This window comes from Streptomyces sp. (genome assembly GCF_031181705.1).
In the GTDB taxonomy this organism is placed as follows: Bacteria; Actinomycetota; Actinomycetes; order Streptomycetales; family Streptomycetaceae; genus Streptomyces.
The window spans coordinates 1-18,621 of the sequence record NZ_JAPSKN010000061.1 but is presented as its reverse complement, the minus strand read 5'-3'; the positions used below and the strand labels follow the sequence as shown (position 1 = coordinate 18,621).

The 18,621-nt window shown below is 72.2% G+C and carries 18 protein-coding genes; 16 read left to right on the top strand and 2 right to left on the bottom strand.

Annotated features, from left to right (window positions below):
* Positions 1-90 precede the first annotated feature (90 nt).
* Positions 91-1,227 carry a transaldolase gene (gene tal, locus RIN80_RS14265; RefSeq protein WP_309095948.1) on the bottom strand — a complete coding sequence of 379 codons (1,137 nt, stop codon included), beginning with the start codon at positions 1,225-1,227 and terminating at the stop codon, positions 91-93.
* Positions 1,228-2,143: 916 nt separating this feature from the next.
* Between tal and RIN80_RS14260 the strand changes: the two genes are divergently transcribed.
* The 11 genes from RIN80_RS14260 to nusB all read left to right on the top strand — a co-directional run bounded on the left by RIN80_RS14260 (position 2,144) and on the right by nusB (position 12,869).
* Positions 2,144-3,316, top strand: coding sequence for a 3-deoxy-7-phosphoheptulonate synthase (locus RIN80_RS14260; RefSeq protein ID WP_309095947.1), 1,173 nt, complete (start codon positions 2,144-2,146; stop codon positions 3,314-3,316).
* A 73-nt stretch (positions 3,317-3,389) separates the two neighbouring features.
* Positions 3,390-4,160, top strand: a complete 771-nt coding sequence (locus RIN80_RS14255; protein WP_309095946.1) for a 2,3-dihydro-2,3-dihydroxybenzoate dehydrogenase — start codon at positions 3,390-3,392, stop codon at positions 4,158-4,160.
* Between the two features lie 45 nt (positions 4,161-4,205).
* Positions 4,206-4,829 carry an isochorismatase family protein gene (locus RIN80_RS14250; protein WP_309095945.1) on the top strand — a complete coding sequence of 208 codons (624 nt, stop codon included), beginning with the start codon at positions 4,206-4,208 and terminating at the stop codon, positions 4,827-4,829.
* On the top strand, positions 4,826-6,769 hold the full coding sequence (locus tag RIN80_RS14245) for an anthranilate synthase family protein (RefSeq protein ID WP_309095944.1): 1,944 nt from the start codon (positions 4,826-4,828) through the stop codon (positions 6,767-6,769). The genes RIN80_RS14250 and RIN80_RS14245 overlap by 4 nt, the downstream gene beginning before the upstream one ends.
* A complete protein-coding gene (aroC, locus tag RIN80_RS14240; protein WP_309095943.1) occupies positions 6,738-7,922 on the top strand; it encodes a chorismate synthase in 1,185 nt (394 codons plus the stop codon). Before RIN80_RS14245 ends, aroC begins: the two co-directional genes overlap by 32 nt.
* The gene (locus RIN80_RS14235) at positions 7,919-8,434 is read left to right on the top strand and encodes a shikimate kinase (RefSeq protein WP_309095942.1); all 516 of its coding nucleotides are present in this window, start codon (positions 7,919-7,921) and stop codon (positions 8,432-8,434) included. The genes aroC and RIN80_RS14235 overlap by 4 nt, the downstream gene beginning before the upstream one ends.
* The gene (gene aroB / locus RIN80_RS14230; protein ID WP_309095941.1) at positions 8,431-9,522 is read left to right on the top strand and encodes a 3-dehydroquinate synthase; all 1,092 of its coding nucleotides are present in this window, start codon (positions 8,431-8,433) and stop codon (positions 9,520-9,522) included. Before RIN80_RS14235 ends, aroB begins: the two co-directional genes overlap by 4 nt.
* A 163-nt stretch (positions 9,523-9,685) precedes the next feature.
* Positions 9,686-10,549 (top strand): Pro-rich N-terminal domain-containing protein, encoded by an 864-nt coding sequence (locus RIN80_RS14225; protein ID WP_309095940.1) that lies wholly within the window; start codon positions 9,686-9,688, stop codon positions 10,547-10,549.
* A 160-nt stretch (positions 10,550-10,709) separates the two neighbouring features.
* Positions 10,710-11,816: an aminopeptidase P family protein gene (locus tag RIN80_RS14220; RefSeq protein ID WP_309095939.1), complete on the top strand. Its 1,107-nt coding sequence runs from the start codon at positions 10,710-10,712 to the stop codon at positions 11,814-11,816.
* A 49-nt stretch (positions 11,817-11,865) separates the two neighbouring features.
* Complete coding sequence (gene efp, locus RIN80_RS14215; protein ID WP_043498973.1) at positions 11,866-12,432, top strand: elongation factor P; 567 nt, start codon at positions 11,866-11,868, stop codon at positions 12,430-12,432.
* Positions 12,433-12,434: 2 nt separating this feature from the next.
* Positions 12,435-12,869 carry a transcription antitermination factor NusB gene (gene nusB / locus RIN80_RS14210; protein WP_309095938.1) on the top strand — a complete coding sequence of 145 codons (435 nt, stop codon included), beginning with the start codon at positions 12,435-12,437 and terminating at the stop codon, positions 12,867-12,869.
* A 241-nt stretch (positions 12,870-13,110) separates the two neighbouring features.
* On the opposite strand, the gene bldD is transcribed toward nusB, so the two are convergent.
* Complete coding sequence (gene bldD / locus RIN80_RS14205) at positions 13,111-13,614, bottom strand: transcriptional regulator BldD (protein WP_010046440.1); 504 nt, start codon at positions 13,612-13,614, stop codon at positions 13,111-13,113.
* Between the two features lie 266 nt (positions 13,615-13,880).
* Here bldD and pyrR point away from each other — a divergent pair, with 266 nt between their 5' ends.
* The 5 genes from pyrR (at position 13,881) to carA (ending at position 18,521) form a co-directional block, all read left to right on the top strand.
* Positions 13,881-14,447: a bifunctional pyr operon transcriptional regulator/uracil phosphoribosyltransferase PyrR gene (gene pyrR, locus RIN80_RS14200; RefSeq protein WP_309095937.1), complete on the top strand. Its 567-nt coding sequence runs from the start codon at positions 13,881-13,883 to the stop codon at positions 14,445-14,447.
* Positions 14,448-14,549: 102 nt separating this feature from the next.
* Positions 14,550-15,527 carry an aspartate carbamoyltransferase catalytic subunit gene (locus tag RIN80_RS14195; RefSeq protein WP_309095936.1) on the top strand — a complete coding sequence of 326 codons (978 nt, stop codon included), beginning with the start codon at positions 14,550-14,552 and terminating at the stop codon, positions 15,525-15,527.
* A gap of 5 nt (positions 15,528-15,532) precedes the next feature.
* The gene (locus RIN80_RS14190; RefSeq protein ID WP_309095935.1) at positions 15,533-16,819 is read left to right on the top strand and encodes a dihydroorotase; all 1,287 of its coding nucleotides are present in this window, start codon (positions 15,533-15,535) and stop codon (positions 16,817-16,819) included.
* Positions 16,816-17,385 carry a hypothetical protein gene (locus RIN80_RS14185; RefSeq protein ID WP_309095934.1) on the top strand — a complete coding sequence of 190 codons (570 nt, stop codon included), beginning with the start codon at positions 16,816-16,818 and terminating at the stop codon, positions 17,383-17,385. Before RIN80_RS14190 ends, RIN80_RS14185 begins: the two co-directional genes overlap by 4 nt.
* Positions 17,382-18,521 carry a glutamine-hydrolyzing carbamoyl-phosphate synthase small subunit gene (gene carA, locus RIN80_RS14180; RefSeq protein WP_309095933.1) on the top strand — a complete coding sequence of 380 codons (1,140 nt, stop codon included), beginning with the start codon at positions 17,382-17,384 and terminating at the stop codon, positions 18,519-18,521. The genes RIN80_RS14185 and carA overlap by 4 nt, the downstream gene beginning before the upstream one ends.
* The last annotated feature ends 100 nt before the right edge of the window (positions 18,522-18,621 follow it).

Here is an 18,621-nt window from a genome sequence, read left to right as displayed (position 1 = left end):
CACAGTCCGGCACCGGGGGAGCGGTCGGGGACGTCGCCCATGGGGGTGGGTGACGTCCCCGGCCACGCCACTGCCCCACCGCCCGGGCGGCTACCCCCGCTGGGCCGTGTGCCGCCCCGCGTCCACCGCCGCGTACAGGTCGCGCCACGCGGCCGCCAGCCGTTGGGCGCTCTCGGCTTCGAGTTTCCGGGCGACCTCGTCGCCGTCGACGCCGACGTCCTCCAGGCGTCGCCACACCTCGGCGGCGGCGCGGTGACGGCCCATCAGCGTGTCGCCGTACAGGGCGAGCCGGCGGGCGGCCGCCTCCAGGGTGGGCGGGGTCATCGAGGTGATCGTGCCCCAGGTGATCAGCCGTTCCACGTACCGGGTGGGGGACGAGGACGGGTCGCTCACGGTGGTGGACGTCCACATCAGCCGTTGCGGGTGGCCCCCGGCGGCGGCCAGGTCCCGCCAGTGGGCGCCGCCGAACCAGTCGTCGTACAGCCGGTAGAGGTGGCGGGCCCGCGCCACGGCGGCCTCGCCGCGCAGCGCCAGGGCGTCCGGGGTGCCCAGTTCCTCCAGCCGCGCGTCCACCTCGGCGTCCAGGAGGCCCACCGGCAGTGAGACGACCGAGGGGATCATCCTCAGCCGCCGGCCGTCGGCCCGCGCGCGCCTCAGGCCCTCCACGTAGGCGTCGAGGACCTCGCGGTAGCGCGACACCGAGAAGACCGCGGTGACGTGGACCGGGAAGCCCTCGCCGACGCACTCCCTGATCGCGGCGATCCCCTCGGCCGTGGCGGGCAGCTTGACCATCGCGTTCGGCCGGTTCACCGCGCGCAGCGCCTGCTCCGCCTCCGCGACGGCCGACTCGGCGTCGCGCACGACGCGCGGATCCAGGTCCATCGACACCATGCCGTCCAGGCCGCGCGTGGCCTGGTACACCGGCCGGAGCACGTCGCAGGCCCAGCGGACGTCGTACGCCACCACCGCGCGTACGGCGTCGGCGGTGCAGATGTCGTCGGGGGCCAGGTCCGCGAGCTGTTCACGGTAGGCGTCGTCGGTCTCGACGGCCGCTGCCAGCGCGGCCGGGTCGGACGTGGCGCCCCGCACTCCGGTGCGCGCGATGAGACGGCTCAGGCATCCGGAAACCAGGTGGCCGCGGTCGAGTCCGTCCAGCCAGGGCGAGACGCCCTCCGCGACCAGTTCGTCCAGCTCCAGCACGCCCGGTTGCCCCAGCCGGTCCGACATGGCGGGTCGTCACTCCTTGCCGATACGTCACGAGTTCAATCGTCACGGTCAGGTTATTCGCATGCACCCGAGATGAACTACGGGTGACGTGCCACATTGGCGCAAAGTGGTTCCGACATCGACTTGATGAAGTACCGGCTATTTGACGAAGTCCGTCGATCGCCATTGGGCCGGCCTTCGCTTTCGATACAGGATCGGAGCGAACAGCCGGTCCGACGTCCGGCTCGGCCACTTCCGTCTGCCGAGGGAGCACCGCGTGCACGCGTCACACCGCCGTCCTCGACGGCCCTGCACGGGATCTGTCCGCACCCCGTACGCGGATCGGTGCCGAGGGGCTCACCACCTGGGCGAACGACCTGTTTTCTCCCGTCGCGCCCGGCCGTGGCTCCTTGCGGGCCGGCGCGCGGCCGGCCTGTCCGCCCCCGGCCGGGCCGGGCCGGGCACGCCCTCGTGACGGCCGTTCCGGTTTGCCGGCCGGCCGCCGGCGCCGGATGAACGGGAAAGCAACACATCCGGGCCGGGAACACATTTGCGGGCAGAGGTGATTGCGCGCCCCGGTGCCGGGGTCCACCGCAATGCGAACAATTCCGCCCGCGGCGTTCCCGCGCCCTATCGCACGGCCGGAGTCACCACCACAGTCATCACCAGAGCCCTCACCACAGCTATCACCCCTGCTATTACGCGTGCCGAACAATGCGCCGGTCGTCGCGCCGCGGCGCGCGGACGGGCACCACCCGCACGGACCGCGGCGGCGCCGCTCGTGCGGACTGGCCCGAGGACCGGCGGCTCGGCCCGGCGCGGTGCGCCCCCGGCCCCGCCGGCCCACGCCCGAGACCCGCACGGCTGCGCAGTCACGGGGTTTCCCTGCCCCGGCGATGGCGCGCCGGAGTCATGCCATTCGCCGAAGGAGACACCAGTGGACGACGCTCTGCTCGACATCAAGGACAAACCGGCCAGGCAGCAGCCCGAGTGGGGTGATGCCGCACGGGTGCGGCAGGTCGCGGACACGCTGGCCCGCCGCCCGGCCCTGGTCGACGCGGCGGACGTCGACACGCTGCGTTCGCTGCTCGCGCGGGTCGCCTCCGGCGAGGCCCTGGTCGTCCAGTCCGGCGACTGCGCCGAGGACCCCGCCGAGTGCACGCTCGGTTATGTCGCCCGGAAGACGGCCGTGCTGGACCTGCTGGCCGGCGCACTGAAGATGATCACGCACAAGCCGGTGATCCGCGTGGGCCGTATCGCGGGCCAGTTCGGCAAGCCGCGCTCCAGCCCCACCGAACTGGTGGGCGGCGTGGAACTGCCGTCCTACCGGGGCCACATGGTCAACGGCCCGGAGCCCGACCCGGAGAGCCGTCGCCCGGAGCCCCGGCGCATCCTGGACTGCTACCAGGCGGCAGACGAGATCATGACCCACCTCGGCTGGCGGGACGCCGGGCGGCGGCACGCCGTCGAGCCGCCCGTGTGGACCAGCCACGAGGCGCTGATCCTCGACTACGAACTGCCCATGGTCCGCCGGGACGAGCGGGGCCGGCTCGTCCTCACCTCCACGCACTGGCCCTGGATCGGCGAGCGCACCCGCCAGCTCGACGGCGCCCACGTCGCCCTGCTGTCCCGGGTCGCCAACCCGGTCGCCTGCAAGATCGGGCCGAACGTGACGCCCGAGGAGCTGCTCGGGCTGTGCGAACGGCTCGACCCGGGCCGGGAGGAGGGCCGCCTGACCCTCATCGCCCGCATGGGGGCCGCCACGGTCGCCGACCGGCTGCCGAAGCTCGTCGCCGCGGCCCGCGCGGCCGGGCACCCGGTGATCTGGCTGACCGACGCCATGCACGGCAACACCGTCACCCTGCCCGGCGGGCTCAAGACCCGCTTCCTGGAGACGATCGAGCGGGAGATCCAGGAGTTCCAGGAGGCCGTCCGCTCCGAGGGCGGGATCATCGGCGGGCTGCACCTGGAGACCACCCCGGACGACGTCACCGAGTGCGTCCCCAACGACGCCTGCGTCGACCACGTCGCGGACAAGTACACGTCCTACTGCGATCCGCGCCTCAACCCCGGTCAGGCCGTCGCGGTGGCCTCGGCCTGGCTCGGCTGACAGCACGGCCCACCCACCCCGGACGGCACGGGCACGGCCGTCGGGCAGACACGCAGATGAGGAGGTCCGGAAGATGGACGGAAAGGTCGCACTCGTCACCGGAGCCGCGGGCGGCATCGGCGAGGCGGTGGCCCGCGCCCTCGGCGAACGCGGCGCGGTGGTGGCAGCCGTGGACCGGGACGCCGACGGGCTGCGGCAGGTGGTGGAGAAGCTGCGGGCGGACGGCCTGGAGGCGCTGGCCCTGCCCGCCGACGTCACCGACGCCGCGCAGGTCGACGCCGTCGTCCAGGAGGCCGAGCAGCGCCTCGGCCCGCTGGAGTACCTGGTCAACGGTGCGGGCGTGCTGCGTCTGGGCACCGTGCGCAACCTCACCGACGAGGACTGGACAACGACGTTCGCCGTCAACGCCACCGGCGTCTTCCTGATGTCGCGGGCCGTCGTCAACCGCATGCTGCCCCGCCGGCGCGGCGCGATCGTCACCGTGGCGTCCAACGCCGCCGCCACGCCGCGGGTGCAGATGGCCGCCTACGCCGCGTCCAAGGCGGCGGCGACCATGTTCACCAAGAGCCTGGGCCTGGAGGTCGCCCGGGACGGCATCCGCTGCAACGTGGTGGCGCCCGGCTCCACCAGCACCCCGATGCTCACGTCCATGTGGCACGACGAGTCCGGCCCGAAGCACACGATCGAGGGCCGGCTGGACGCCTTCCGGGTCGGCATCCCGCTGGGCAAGGTGGCCCGCCCCTCGGACGTCGCCGACGCCGTCGCCTTCCTGCTGTCCGACGAGGCGTCCCACATCACCCTGCACGAACTCACCGTCGACGGCGGCGCCGCGCTCGGCGCCTAGCTCCCGAAGCCCTCACCGACGTCAGGCGACCAGGAGAAGAAGCCCATGGCAGGCATACCCGAGATCACCCCCTACCCGATGCCGGCGGCCGGCGACCTGCCCGGCAACGTCGCCCACTGGTCCGTCGATCCGGACCGCGCCGTTCTGCTGGTGCACGACATGCAGCGCTACTTCCTGCGGCCCCTGCCCGACGGGCTGCGCGAGCAACTCGTGCGCAACGCGCGGCTGTTGCGCGAGCACTGCGCCGGGCTCGGCATGCCGGTGGCGTACACGGCGCAGCCCGGCGGCATGACCGACGAACAGCGGGGCCTGCTGAAGGACTTCTGGGGCCCGGGCATGCGCACGGCGCCCGCCGACCGGCAGGTCGTCGACGAACTGGCCCCGGCCGAGGGCGACTGGCAGCTCACCAAGTGGCGCTACAGCGCCTTCTTCCGCTCCGACCTGCTGGAGCGGATGCGCGCCGCGGGCCGGGACCAGCTGGTGCTGTGCGGGGTGTACGCGCACGTGGGTGTGCTGATGACCGCCGTGGAGGCGTTCACCCACGACATCCAGCCGTTCCTGGTGGCCGACGCGACGGCCGACTTCTCCGAGCACCACCACCGGCTGGCCCTGGAGTACGCGGCGCAGCGCTGCGCCGTCGTCGTCACCACCAAGGAGGTCCTGGCATGACCGGCACCACGACCGGCGACCTGCTCGGCCGGATCCTGGGCGACCGGCCCCCGGCCGCCTACGCCGTGCTGCACCGCCCCGAGACGACCGGCCCGGGCCTGCTCGACGTCGTCGTCGGGGAGACGACCGAGCCGCGCACCCTCGCCGAACTGCCGCTGCCGGACGCCCCGGAGGCGGCCGCCGGTCCGCGTCACGAGGTCCTGGCCCTGGTGCCCTACCGGCAGATCGCCGAGCGCGGGTACGACTGCCCCGACGACGGCACGCCGCTGATCGCGATGACCGTCACCGGTCAGGCCACCGTGCCGGTCGCCGAGGTGCTGACCCGGATCCCCGACCTGCCCGTGGAGCTGTCCGGCGGCGGCTTCGACGTGCCGGACGAGGAGTACGCCGCCACCGTCCGCCGGGTCATCGGGGACGAGATCGGCACCGGGGAGGGCGCCAACTTCGTCATCAAGCGCACCTACACCGCCGACATCACCGGCTACACCCCGCGCCACGCCCTGGCGATCTTCCGGCGGCTGCTGCAGCGCGAGAGCGGCGCCTACTGGACGTTCCTGGTGCACACCGGCTCCCGCACCCTCGTCGGGGCCACCCCGGAGCGGCACATCAGCCTGCGCGATGGCCTGGCGGTGATGAACCCGATCAGCGGCACCTACCGCTACCCGGCCACGGGCCCGACCCTGCCGCAGGTGCTCGACTTCCTCGCCGACCGCAAGGAGGCCGACGAGCTGTACATGGTCGTGGACGAGGAACTGAAGATGATGGCCCGGATCTGCGAGTCGGGCGGCCGGGTGGTCGGGCCGTACCTCAAGGAGATGGCCCGCCTGGCCCACACCGAGTACTTCATCGAGGGGCACAGCACGCGGGACCCGCGCGACATCCTGCGCGAGACCCTGTTCGCCCCGACCGTCACCGGCAGCCCGCTGGAGAACGCCTGCCGGGTCATCAGCCGGTACGAGCCCGAGGGCCGCGGCTACTACAGCGGCGTCGTGGCGCTGATCGGCCGGGACGAGCACGGCGAGCGGGCCCTGGACTCCTCCATCCTGATCCGCACCGCCGACATCGACGACGCCGGCCGGCTGCGGATCGGGGTGGGCGCCACGCTCGTGCGGCACTCCGACCCGGCCGGTGAGGTCGCCGAGACCGCGGCGAAGGCGGCGGGTCTGCTCGCGGCCATCGAGAGCGACGGGCCCTCCCGCTTCGCGCACCACCCGCGGGTCCGGGCGGCGCTCGAACAGCGCAACGCCACCCTCGCCGGCTTCTGGCTGGCCGGTCACGGCCGGGAAGCGGGGCCGGATCCGGTACTCGGCGGCCGCCGGGTGCTGGTCGTGGACGCCGAGGACACGTTCACGTCGATGCTCGACCACCAACTGCGCTCCCTGGGACTGCGGGTGACGGTGCGCCGGTTCGACGAGCCGTACTCCGTGGACGGCTACGACCTCGTCGTCATGGGGCCCGGCCCGGGCGACCCGCGCGACGTCGACCATCCCAAGATCGCCCACCTGCGTGCCGCGGTGCGCACCCTGCTGGACGAACGCCGCCCGTTCCTCGCCGTCTGCCTCAGTCACCAGACGCTGTGCACGCTGCTCGGCTTCCCGCTGGTGCGCCGCGTGGTGCCCAACCAGGGCGTGCAGCGGGAGATCGACCTGTTCGGGACCGGGGAACGGGTCGGCTTCTACAACACGTTCGCGGCCCGCGCCGAGGAGGACAAGGTCGAGTGCGAGGGCGTGGGCGTGGTGGAGGTCAGCCGCGACGCCGACACCGGCGAGGTGCACGCGCTGCGCGGCCCGCACTTCGCGTCGATGCAGTTCCACCCCGAGTCGGTGCTCACGCAGGACGGGGTGCGCATCGTCGGCGATCTGATCAAGGAGGCCCTCCCCGGCGCGATGGGAAAGGAGCGCGGCACCGTTGAGCAGGTTGCGCTGGCTGACCGCGGGTGAGTCCCACGGTCCCGCACTCGTGGCGACGCTGGAGGGTCTTCCCGCCGGCGTGCCGATCACCACGGACATGGTGGCGGACCATCTCGCGAGGCGGCGGCTGGGCTATGGCCGCGGTGCCCGGATGAAGTTCGAGCGCGACGAGGTCACCTTCCTGGGCGGGGTGCGGCACGGTCGCACGCTGGGTTCACCGGTGGCGATCATGGTGGGCAACACCGAGTGGCCCAAGTGGGAGCAGGTCATGGCGGCCGACCCGGTCGACCCGGAAATCCTGGAGGGTCTGGCGCGCAACGCCCCGCTGACCCGTCCGCGCCCCGGCCACGCCGATCTCGCGGGTATGCAGAAGTACGGCTTCGACGAGGCCCGCCCGATCCTGGAGCGCGCCTCGGCCCGCGAGACCGCCGCCCGGGTGGCGCTGGGTGCGGTGGCCCGCTCCTACCTGAAGGAGACCGCCGGCGTCGAGATCGTCTCCCATGTGGTGGAGCTGGCCTCGGCGAAGGCGCCCAAGGGGGTCTACCCGACGCCGGGCGATGTGGAGAGGCTGGACGCGGACCCGGTGCGGTGTCTGGACGCGGACGCCTCGAAGGCGATGGTCGCCGAGATCGACCAGGCCCACAAGGACGGTGACACCCTCGGCGGTGTGGTGGAGATCCTGGCCTACGGGGTGCCGGTGGGTCTGGGTTCGCACGTGCACTGGGACCGCAAGCTCGACGCCCGCCTCGCCGGCGCGCTGATGGGCATCCAGGCCATCAAGGGCGTCGAGATCGGCGACGGCTTCGAACTGGCCCGCGTCCCGGGCTCCGAAGCGCATGACGAGATCGTCGCGACCGAGGCGGGCGTCAGGCGGGCGTCGGGCCGTTCCGGCGGCACCGAGGGCGGGCTCACGACCGGTGAACCGCTGCGCGTGCGGGCGGCGATGAAGCCCATCGCCACCGTCCCGCGGGCGCTGCGCACGGTGGACGTCAGCACGGGCGAGGCCGCCCTGGCCCACCACCAGCGTTCCGACGTGTGCGCGGTCCCGGCCGCCGGGATCGTCGCGGAGGCGATGGTGGCCCTGGTGCTGGCGGACGCGGTGGCGGAGAAGTTCGGCGGCGACAGCGTGGCCGAGACCCGCCGCAACGTCACCTCGTACCTCGACCACCTCGCCATCCGATGACCGGCCCGCTGGTCGTCCTGGTCGGCCCGATGGGCGTGGGCAAGTCCACCGTCGGGCAGCTGCTCGCCGAGCGGCTCGGGGTCTCCTACCGGGACACCGACGACGACATCGTCGCCGAACAGGGCCGGACCGTCGCCGAGATCTTCGTCGACGAGGGAGAGGCCGCCTTCCGGGCGATCGAGAAGGCCGCCGTGCACAAGGCGCTCGCCGGGCACGACGGCGTCCTGGCCCTCGGCGGCGGCGCCATCCTCGACGCCGACACGCGTGCGCTGCTCGCCGGGCAGCGCGTGGCGTACCTGTCGATGGACGTCGAGGAAGCAGTCAAGCGCACCGGCCTCAACGCGGCCCGCCCCCTGCTCGCGGTCAACCCGCGCAAGCAGTGGCGCGAGCTGATGGAGGCCCGTCGGCACCTCTACGAGGAGGTCGCCACGGTCGTCGTGGCCACCGACGGCCGCACGCCCGAAGAGGTAACGCAAGTCGCCCTCGACGCACTGGAGTTGAAGGAAGCATGAGCGAGGCAGTGACGCGGATCCAGGTCGGCGGCACCGCGGGCACCGACCCCTACGAGGTCCTGGTGGGCCACCGGCTCCTGGGCGAGCTCGGCGGACTCGTCGGCGACAAGGCCAAGCGGGTCGCGATCGTCCACCCCGAGGCCCTGGCCGAGACCGGCGAGGCCCTGCGCGCCGACCTGGCCGAGCAGGGCTACGAGGCCGTCGCCATCCAGGTGCCCAACGCGGAGGAGGCCAAGACCGCCGAGGTCGCCGCCTACTGCTGGAAGGCGCTCGGCCAGTCCGGCTTCACCCGCACCGACGTCATCGTCGGGGTCGGCGGCGGCGCGACCACGGACCTCGCCGGTTTCGTGGCCGCGACCTGGCTGCGCGGGGTGCGCTGGATCGCCATCCCGACCACCGTGCTCGCCATGGTCGACGCGGCCGTCGGCGGCAAGACCGGCATCAACACCGCCGAGGGCAAGAACCTCGTCGGCGCCTTCCACCCGCCCGCCGGTGTGCTCTGCGACCTGGCCGCGCTGGACTCCCTTTCGGTCAACGACTACGTCTCCGGGCTCGCCGAGGTCATCAAGGCCGGCTTCATCGCGGACCCGGTGATCCTCGACCTCATCGAGTCCGACCCGGAGGCCGCCCGCACCCCGGCCGGTCCGCACACCGCCGAGCTCATCGAGCGCTCCATCCGGGTCAAGGCCGACGTCGTGTCGTCGGACCTGAAGGAATCGGGCCTGCGCGAGATCCTCAACTACGGCCACACGCTCGGCCACGCCATCGAGAAGAACGAGCGGTACAAGTGGCGCCACGGCGCCGCGGTCTCGGTCGGCATGCACTTCGCCGCCGAACTCGGCCGCCTGGCGGGCCGGCTGGACGACGCGACGGCCGACCGCCACCGCACGATCCTCGAATCGGTCGGGCTGCCCCTGTACTACCGTCACGACCAGTGGCCCAAGCTGCTGGAGACCATGAAGGTCGACAAGAAGTCCCGCGGCGACCTGCTGCGCTTCATCGTCCTCGACGGCCTGGCCAAGCCCACCGTCCTGGAGGGCCCCGACCCGGCCGTGCTGCTCGCCGCGTACGGCGAAGTCGGGCAGTAAGTCCCTCTGCGCGTCTTCCGCCCGGAATCGCCTTACGGGGCCGGGCACTTCGGACCGCCCCCGGCCGTTCACACCACGACGACCGGGGGCGGTACCGTTCGGTAGCAGCGGGTTCCGCCCCGCAGTCAGCGCCCATCGCCTGTACGAGACGGAGTGGCACCGGATGCAGCACGCAGTGGGTTCTCCGCTGCCGCCGCCCCATCAGCCGGGGCACGGACCGGCCGTCGGCTGGTCACCGGCCGCACAACACCCGGGTCCGCACCACCCGGGCGCGCACCAGGGCCCCGCGCAGGTGCCCCCGCCGCCCCCGGCCCCGGGGTACCCCGTGCCCCCGCCCGGCCCGGCCTCGCCGCCACCACAGGCCTCCGCTCCTCCGCCGCCGGACACCACCGGCCATGTGCCGCTGCCGCCGGGCGGCCCGGTCGCCATGCCGAGCGCGCCCCCCGCCGCCGCGGCCCCCGACCCCTCCGGCACGACGCTCGCCGTGCTGCTGATCGGCCCCGCGGGCGCGGGCAAGACCAGCGTCGCCAAGTACTGGGCGGACCACCGCCGCGTACCCACGGCGCACATCAGCCTCGACGACGTCCGCGAATGGGTCCGCTCCGGCTTCGCCGACCCACAGTCCGGGTGGAACGACAACTCCGAGGCGCAGTACCGCCTCGCCCGCCGCACCTGCGGCTTCGCCGCGCGGAACTTCCTGGCCAACGGCATCTCGTGCATCCTCGACGACGCGGTCTTCCCCGACCGGCCGGTCGTCGGCCTCGGCGGCTGGAAGCGGCACGTCGGGCCCGGCCTGCTGCCGGTCGTCCTCCTGCCGGGGCTGGACATCGTCCTCGAACGCAACGCGGAGCGCTCGGGGAACCGGCGGCTGTCCGACGAGGAGGTCGCCCGTATCCACGGCCGCATGGCCGGCTGGTACGGCTCCGGACTGCCGATCATCGACAACTCCCAGCTGGACGTCCCCGAGACGGCGAGAATCCTGGACGACGTCCTGGCCAGGTCGATCGCGAGCCCGCCGCAGTGGTGAGCGCCCCGCAGGGGCGCGGGGAACCGCGCGCCAGGCCCCCACGCACGCGCGGACGGCGCGCACACCCGAACGGCACCCCCACCCACCCGGACATCTCGGGCACCGCCCACTCAGACGCCCTCAACCGGCGCCGAACCGGCGGAGCTCATAGGCTCGGGTCATGTCAGAGGTGTACGCGGCCCGCCGGACGCGTCTGAGGGAATACTGCAACGCGGGCGGCAGCGCGGCGGCGCTGATCTCCCGCCCCGCCAACGTGCGCTATCTCGCGGGCGCCGCCCCGCAGGGCGCCGTACTGCTGCTCGGCAAGACCGAGGACCTCCTGGTGTGCGGCCCGTCCCCGGACCGCCCGCCGGTGGAGCGCCCCGACGAGGCCCTGCGCGTCCAGACCCTGCCCGGAGCAGTCGGCGGCGATCCGGCCGTCGCGGCGGCGGGCATCGCCCAGGGCCAGGGAGCGGACTCCCTCGCCGTGGAGGAGCACCACCTCACCGTGGCCCGGCACCGGGCCCTCGGCTCCGTCGCCCCCCGGCTCCGCCTCGCCAACCTCGGCGGCGCTGTCGAGCAGCTCAGGGTCGTCAAGGACGAGGAGGAGATCTCCTGCATGCGCATCGGCGCCGAGATCGCCGACCAGGCCCTCGGCGAGCTGCTGGAGTCCATCCTCGTCGGCCGCACCGAGCGCCACCTCGCCCTGGAGCTCGAGCGACGCCTCGTCGACCACGGAGCCGACGGCCCGGCCTTCCCCACCTCCGTGGCCACCGGCCCCAACTCCGGCCGCCCCGGCCACCGCCCCACCGACCGCCGAGTGGAGGAGGGCGACTTCCTCTCCGTCTGCCTCGGCGCGACCTACCGCGGCTACCGCTGCGAGATCGGCCGCACGTTCGTCATCGGCACCGCTCCGGCGGACTGGCAGATCGAGCTGTACGACCTGGTCTTCGCGGCCCAGCGTGCCGGACGTGAGAGCTTGGTACCCGGCGCCGCCTGCCGGGACGTCGACCGTGCCGCCCGTCAGGTCCTGGGCTCCGCGGGGTACACGGAGGGCCTCACGGCCCTGACCGGACACGGTGTGGGGCTCGAAATCGACGAGGACCCTCAATTGAGTCCCGCGGCCATGGGTAAACTGGACGCTTGCGTGCCGGTCACCGTCGAACCGGGGGTCCACCTCCCGGGCCGGGGCGGTGTCCGGATCGATGACACGCTCGTCGTCCGCCCCGAGGCGGACGGCGGACCCGAGCTACTCACCATCACGACCAAGGAGCTGCTCGCCCTCTAGGAAGGTGCGTGCACCGGGGTCGTACGTCAGTCCAGGAGATTCCGCAACCGTGGCTTCCACGAACGACCTCAAGAACGGCATGGTGCTCAAGCTCGAAGGCGGCCAGCTCTGGTCCGTCGTCGAGTTCCAGCACGTCAAGCCCGGCAAGGGCCCGGCCTTCGTGCGCACCAAGCTCAAGAACGTGCTCTCCGGCAAGGTCGTCGACAAGACCTTCAACGCCGGCGTCAAGGTCGAAACGGCCACCGTCGACAAGCGCGACATGCAGTTCTCCTACATGGACGGCGAGTACTTCGTCTTCATGGACATGGAGACCTACGACCAGCTCATGGTCGACCGCAAGGCCGTCGGTGACGCCGCCAACTTCCTGATCGAGGGCTTCACGGCCACGGTCGCCCAGCACGAGGGCGAGGTGCTCTTCGTGGAGCTGCCGGCCGCCGTGGAGCTGACCGTCCAGGAGACCGAGCCGGGCGTCCAGGGCGACCGCTCCACCGGCGGCACCAAGCCCGCCACGCTGGAGACCGGCCACCAGATCCAGGTCCCGCTCTTCATCACCACCGGTGAGAAGATCAAGGTCGACACCCGCACCAGCGACTACCTCGGCCGGGTGAACAGCTAACCGTGGCTGCCCGCAACACGGCCCGCAAGCGCGCCTTCCAGATCCTCTTCGAGGGTGACCAGCGTGGCGCCGAGGTCCTGACGGTCCTCGCGGACTGGGTCCGGCACTCCCGGACGGACACCCGGCAGCCGCCGGTCAGCGAGTACACGATGGAGCTGGTCGAGGGCTACGCGAAGCACGCGAAGCGCATCGACGAGCTGATCGCCCAGTACTCGGTCGGCTGGACGCTGGACCGGATGCCGGTGGTCGACCGGAACATCCTGCGGCTCGGCGCCTACGAGCTGATCTGGGTCGACGGGACCCCGGACGCGGTCGTCCTCGACGAGATGGTGCAGCTCGCCAAGGAGTTCTCCACGGACGAGTCGCCCGCCTTCGTGAACGGCCTGCTCGGCCGGCTGAAGGAGCTCAAGCCCTCGCTCCGCCGCGACGAGGCCTGAGAGAGACCCGAGAGAGACCCAGACAGACAGAACGCCGGAGGGCCCGCAGCACGACCGCTGCGGGCCCTCCGGCGTTCCCACGCACCGGCAAGGCCGCCCCGGGCCCCACCCACTGTCGAACGCTGCCGGGCCCCGCGCACCCTGCGATGGCGGCAGTCCCCGAAAACGCCGCCGGGGTGGCCGGAACCGTACGGTTCCGGCCACCCCGGCGGCACGTTTCTGCTGGCCCCCGTGGGGCGGCTCAGCCCTCCTCGTGGGTGGCGACCGCGCGGCGCGCGTCCGCGTCCAGGACGCCCCAGCTGATCAGCTGCTCGGTGAGCACCGAGGGGGACTGGTCGTAGATGACGGCGAGTGTGCGCAGGTCGTCCTGGCGGATCGAGAGCACCTTGCCGTTGTAGTCACCGCGCTGCGACTGGATCGTGGCCGCGTAGCGCTGCAGGGGGCCCGCCTTCTCGGCCGGCACCGTGGCCAGCCGCTCCAGGTCCAGGACCAGCTTCGGCGGCGGCTCGGCGGCGCCGCCCGGGGTCGTGCCCGGGAGCAGTTCCTGCACCGGAACGCCGTAGAAATCCGCCAGCTCGGCAAGGCGCTGCACGGTCACGGCACGGTCGCCGCGCTCGTACGAACCGACCACGACCGCCTTCCAGCGTCCCTGGGACTTCTCCTCGACACCGTGGAGGGAAAGGCCCTGCTGGGTGCGGATCGCCCGGAGCTTGGCCCCGAGCTGTTTGGCGTATTCGCTGGACATATAGCTCCCCGGCACTGTGTCGACGCGTCTGGCGTGGGTGCCAGCCCGCGCGGCTGGTAACTCACTGTGAGGTTACGCAGCGTTACTCTGCCGCGTCAAGCCGAATGGTCCGCACCGACTCTTCCGTGGTAGTGGCCCCGCATTGCGCCGAATAGGTGATCCGAGGGGGCCGTCCGGGGGATCCGTGAGGCCTGCTACCGTGGATGGCGCAATCCCGACGTCCTTTAAGGTCCGTCCCGTGAGGCGGAGAAGGAGGTCCGTTTCATATGGACACGCACGACTCGCAGTCCGATGCCCGGCCCGTTCTCGAAGGGCCCGACATCGCGCGGGTACTGACCCGCATCGCCCACGAGATCGTCGAGCGCGCCAAGGGCGCCGACGACGTGGTGCTCCTCGGCATCCCGACCCGGGGCGTCTTCCTCGCCCGGCGGATCGCCGACAAGCTGGAGCAGATCACCGAGCGCAAGGTCCCCTGCGGCTCGCTCGACATCACCATGTACCGCGACGACCTGCGCATGCACCCGCCGCGTGCGCTGGCGCGCACCGAGATCCCCGGTGACGGCATCGACGGCAAGCTGGTCGTCCTCGTCGACGACGTGCTCTTCTCCGGCCGCACCATCCGCGCCGCCCTCGACGCCCTGAACGACATCGGGCGCCCGCGCGCGGTGCAGCTCGCCGTGCTCGTCGACCGCGGTCACCGCGAACTGCCCATTCGCGCCGACTACGTCGGCAAGAACCTCCCCACGTCGTTGCGGGAGACGGTCAAGGTCCAGCTCGCCGAGGAGGACGGTCGCGACACCGTGCTGCTCGGTGCCAAGCCGGACGCCCAGTAGCGCTTCAGGCGTACGCCGCTGTCGTACGCCGGCTCAGTGCGCGCGCCCGCGCGCCCGTCTGCCCCGAATCTCCCGTTTGAACTGCCTTACGGAGCCTGACAGATGCAGCGTCATCTCATCTCGGCCGCCGACCTCTCCCGCGACGACGCCGTCCTGATCCTCGACACCGCCGAGGAGATGGCGCGGGTCGCCGACCGGCCGATCAAGAAGCTGCCGACCCTGCGCGGCCGCACGATCGTCAACCTCTTCTTCGAGGACTCCACCCGCACCCGGATCTCCTTCGAGGCCGCCGAGAAGCGGCTGTCCGCGGATGTGATCAACTTCTCCGCCAAGGGTTCCAGCGTCTCCAAGGGCGAGTCCCTGAAGGACACCGCCCAGACCCTGGAGGCCATGGGCGTCGACGCCGTGGTCATCCGGCACGGCGCCTCCGGAGCCCCCTACCGGCTGGCCAACTCCGGCTGGATCGACGCGGTCGTCGTCAACGCCGGCGACGGCACCCACCAGCACCCCACCCAGGCCCTGCTGGACGCCTTCACGATGCGCCGCCGTCTGATCGGCCCGGACGCCGGACTCGGCCAGGACCTCGACGGGCGGCGCATCACGATCGTCGGCGACGTCCTGCACAGCCGGGTCGCCCGCTCCAACGTCGACCTGCTGCACACCCTCGGCGCCGAGGTCACCCTCGTCGCCCCGCCCACCCTGCTGCCCGTCGGCGTCGAGACCTGGCCGTGCGAGGTCTCCTACGACCTCGACAGCACGCTGTCCAAGTCCGACGCGGTGATGATGCTGCGCGTGCAGCGCGAGCGGATGAACGCCGCGTTCTTCCCCACCGAGCGCGAGTACTCGCGGCGCTACGGCCTGGACGGCGACCGCATGGCGCGGATGCCCGAGCACGCCGTCGTGATGCACCCCGGGCCGATGGTCCGCGGCATGGAGATCACCGCCGAGGTCGCCGACTCCGACCGCTGCACCGTCGTCGAGCAGGTCGCCAACGGAGTGTCCATCCGGATGGCCGTGCTGTACCTGCTGCTCGGTGGCAACGAGCCCGCCGTCACCCACCCCCGTACCGAGGAGAAGTAAGACAGATGAGCAAGACCCTGATCCGTGGTGCGAAGGTGCTCGGCGGCGAGCCGCAGGACGTGCTGATCGACGGCGGGACCATCGCCGAGGTGGGCAGCGGGCTGTCCCCGGAGGGCGCCGAGGTCGTCGAGGCCGGGGGCAAGGTGCTGCTGCCGGGCCTGGTCGACCTGCACACCCATCTGCGCGAGCCGGGCCGCGAGGACTCCGAGACCGTCCTGACCGGCACCCGGGCCGCTGCCTCCGGCGGCTACACCACCGTCTTCGCCATGGCCAACACCTTCCCCGTGGCCGACACCGCCGGCGTCGTCGAGCAGGTCTGGCGGCTCGGCAAGGAGCACGGCTACTGCGACGTCCAGCCGATCGGCGCCGTCACCGTCGGCCTCGACGGCAAGAAGCTCGCCGAGCTCGGCGCCATGCACGAGTCGGCCGCCGGCGTCACCGTCTTCTCCGACGACGGCAAGTGCGTCCACGACGCCGTGATCATGCGCCGGGCCCTCGAGTACGTGAAGGCCTTCGGCGGTGTCGTCGCGCAGCACGCGCAGGAGCCGCGGCTGACCGAGGGCGCCGAGATGAACGAGGGCGTCGTCTCCGCGGAGCTGGGCCTCGGCGGCTGGCCCGCGGTGGCCGAAGAATCGATCATCGCCCGGGATGTCCTGCTCGCCGACCACGTCGGCTCCCGCGTCCACATCTGCCACCTGTCGACCGCCGGGTCGGTCGAGATCGTCCGCTGGGCCAAGTCCCGCGGCATCGCCGTCACCGCCGAGGTCACCCCGCACCACCTGCTCCTCACCGACGAGCTGGTGCGCACGTACAACCCGGTCTACAAGGTCAACCCGCCGCTGCGGACCGAACGGGACGTGATGGCCCTGCGCGAGGCGCTCGCCGACGGCACGATCGACATCGTCGCCACCGACCACGCCCCGCACCCGCACGAGGACAAGGACTGCGAGTGGGCCGCGGCCGCCATGGGCATGGTGGGCCTGGAGACCGCGCTGTCGGTGGTCCAGGAGACGATGGTCGACACGGGCCTGCTGGACTGGGCCGGCGTCGCCGACCGCATGTCCTTCAAGCCCGCGCAGATCGGACAGGCCACGGGCCACGGCCGTCCCGTCTCGGCAGGTGAGCCCGCCAACCTCACCCTGGTCGACACGGCATACCGTGGGCTCGTGGAACCCGCGGGCTTCGCCTCGCGCAGCCGCAACACCCCCTACGAGGGCCGCGAGCTGCCGGGCCGTGTGACGCACACGTGGCTGCGGGGCAAGGCCACGCTCGTCGACGGGAAGCTCACGTGACACCTGTACTCCTGCTGGCCGCCGAGAAGGAATCGGCGCAAGTGACCGACTGGGCCGCCCGCATCGGCTGGGTCGTCGGCCTCGCCCTCTTCGTCGCGCTCGTCTACTGGCTGATGCGCGAGGGCTGGAAGTGGCGCGGCACCCTCCAGGGCGACCTGCCCGAGCTGCCCACCGCGCCCGACGACCCGGGCCCGGCGCGCCTGACCATGAGCGGCCGCTACCACGGCTCCACCACCGCCGGGCAGTGGCTCGACCGCATCGTCGCGCACGGCCTGGGCACCCGCAGCCGCGCGGAGCTCACGCTCACCGACGCCGGACTGGACGTCGTACGCCCCGGGGCGAGCGACTTCTTCGTCCCGGCGGCCGCCCTGCGCGAGGCCCGGCTCGACAAGGGCATCGCCGGCAAGGTGCTCACCGAGGGCGGCCTGCTGGTCGTCACCTGGGCGCACGGCGACCGGCTGATCGACTCCGGCTTCCGCTCCGACCACGCGGCCGAGCACAACGAGTGGGTCGAAGTCCTCACCACCATGATCGAAACGAACACCAGGGAAGGCGTCGAACGATGACCACCTCCACCAGGGGAGCCAAAACTCCCGCCGTACTCGTCCTGGAGGACGGCCGGGTCTTCCGCGGCCGCGCCTACGGGGCCGTGGGGGAGACCTTCGGCGAAGCGGTGTTCTCCACCGGGATGACCGGCTACCAGGAGACCCTCACCGACCCGTCGTACCACCGGCAGGTCGTGGTGATGACCGCCCCGCACGTCGGCAACACCGGCGTCAACGACGAGGACATGGAGTCCAGGCGCATCTGGGTCTCCGGCTACGTCGTGCGCGACCCCGCGCGCGTGCCGTCCAGCTGGCGCTCCCGGCGCACGCTGGACGAGGAGCTGGCCGCGCAGGGCGTCGTCGGGATCTCCGGCATCGACACCCGCGCCCTCACCCGCCACCTGCGTGAGCGCGGCGCCATGCGCGTCGGCATCTTCAGCGGCGACGCGGTCAAGGACGACAGCGCGCTCCTCGCACGCGTGCAGGAAGCCCCGCAGATGAAGGGCGCCGACCTCTCCGCCGAGGTCGCCACCACCGAGCCGTACGTCGTGCCCGCGATCGGCGAGAAGAAGTTCACCGTCGCCGCCGTCGACCTCGGCATCAAGGGCATGACCCCGCACCGCATGGCCGAGCGCGGCATCGAGGTGCACGTGCTCCCCGCGACCGCCACCGTCGAGGACGTCTACGCGGTCAACCCGGACGGCGTGTTCTTCTCCAACGGCCCCGGCGACCCGGCCACCGCCGACCACCCCGTCTCCGTCATGCGGGGCGTCCTGGAGCGCGGCACGCCGCTGTTCGGCATCTGCTTCGGCAACCAGATCCTCGGCCGCGCCCTCGGCTTCGGCACCTACAAGCTGAAGTACGGCCACCGGGGCATCAACCAGCCGGTGCAGGACCGTACGACCGGCAAGGTCGAGGTCACCGCGCACAACCACGGCTTCGCCGTCGACGCCCCGCTCGACAAGGTCTCCGAGACCCCGTTCGGCCGCGCCGAGGTGTCGCACGTCTGCCTGAACGACAACGTGGTGGAGGGTCTGCAGCTGCTCGACCGCCCCGCCTTCAGCGTCCAGTACCACCCCGAAGCGGCAGCCGGCCCGCACGACGCCGCCTACCTGTTCGACCGCTTCGTCTCCCTGATGGAGGGCCAGCGTGCCTAAGCGCACCGATATCCAGTCCGTCCTGGTCATCGGCTCCGGCCCGATCGTCATCGGCCAGGCCGCCGAGTTCGACTACTCCGGCACCCAGGCGTGCCGCGTG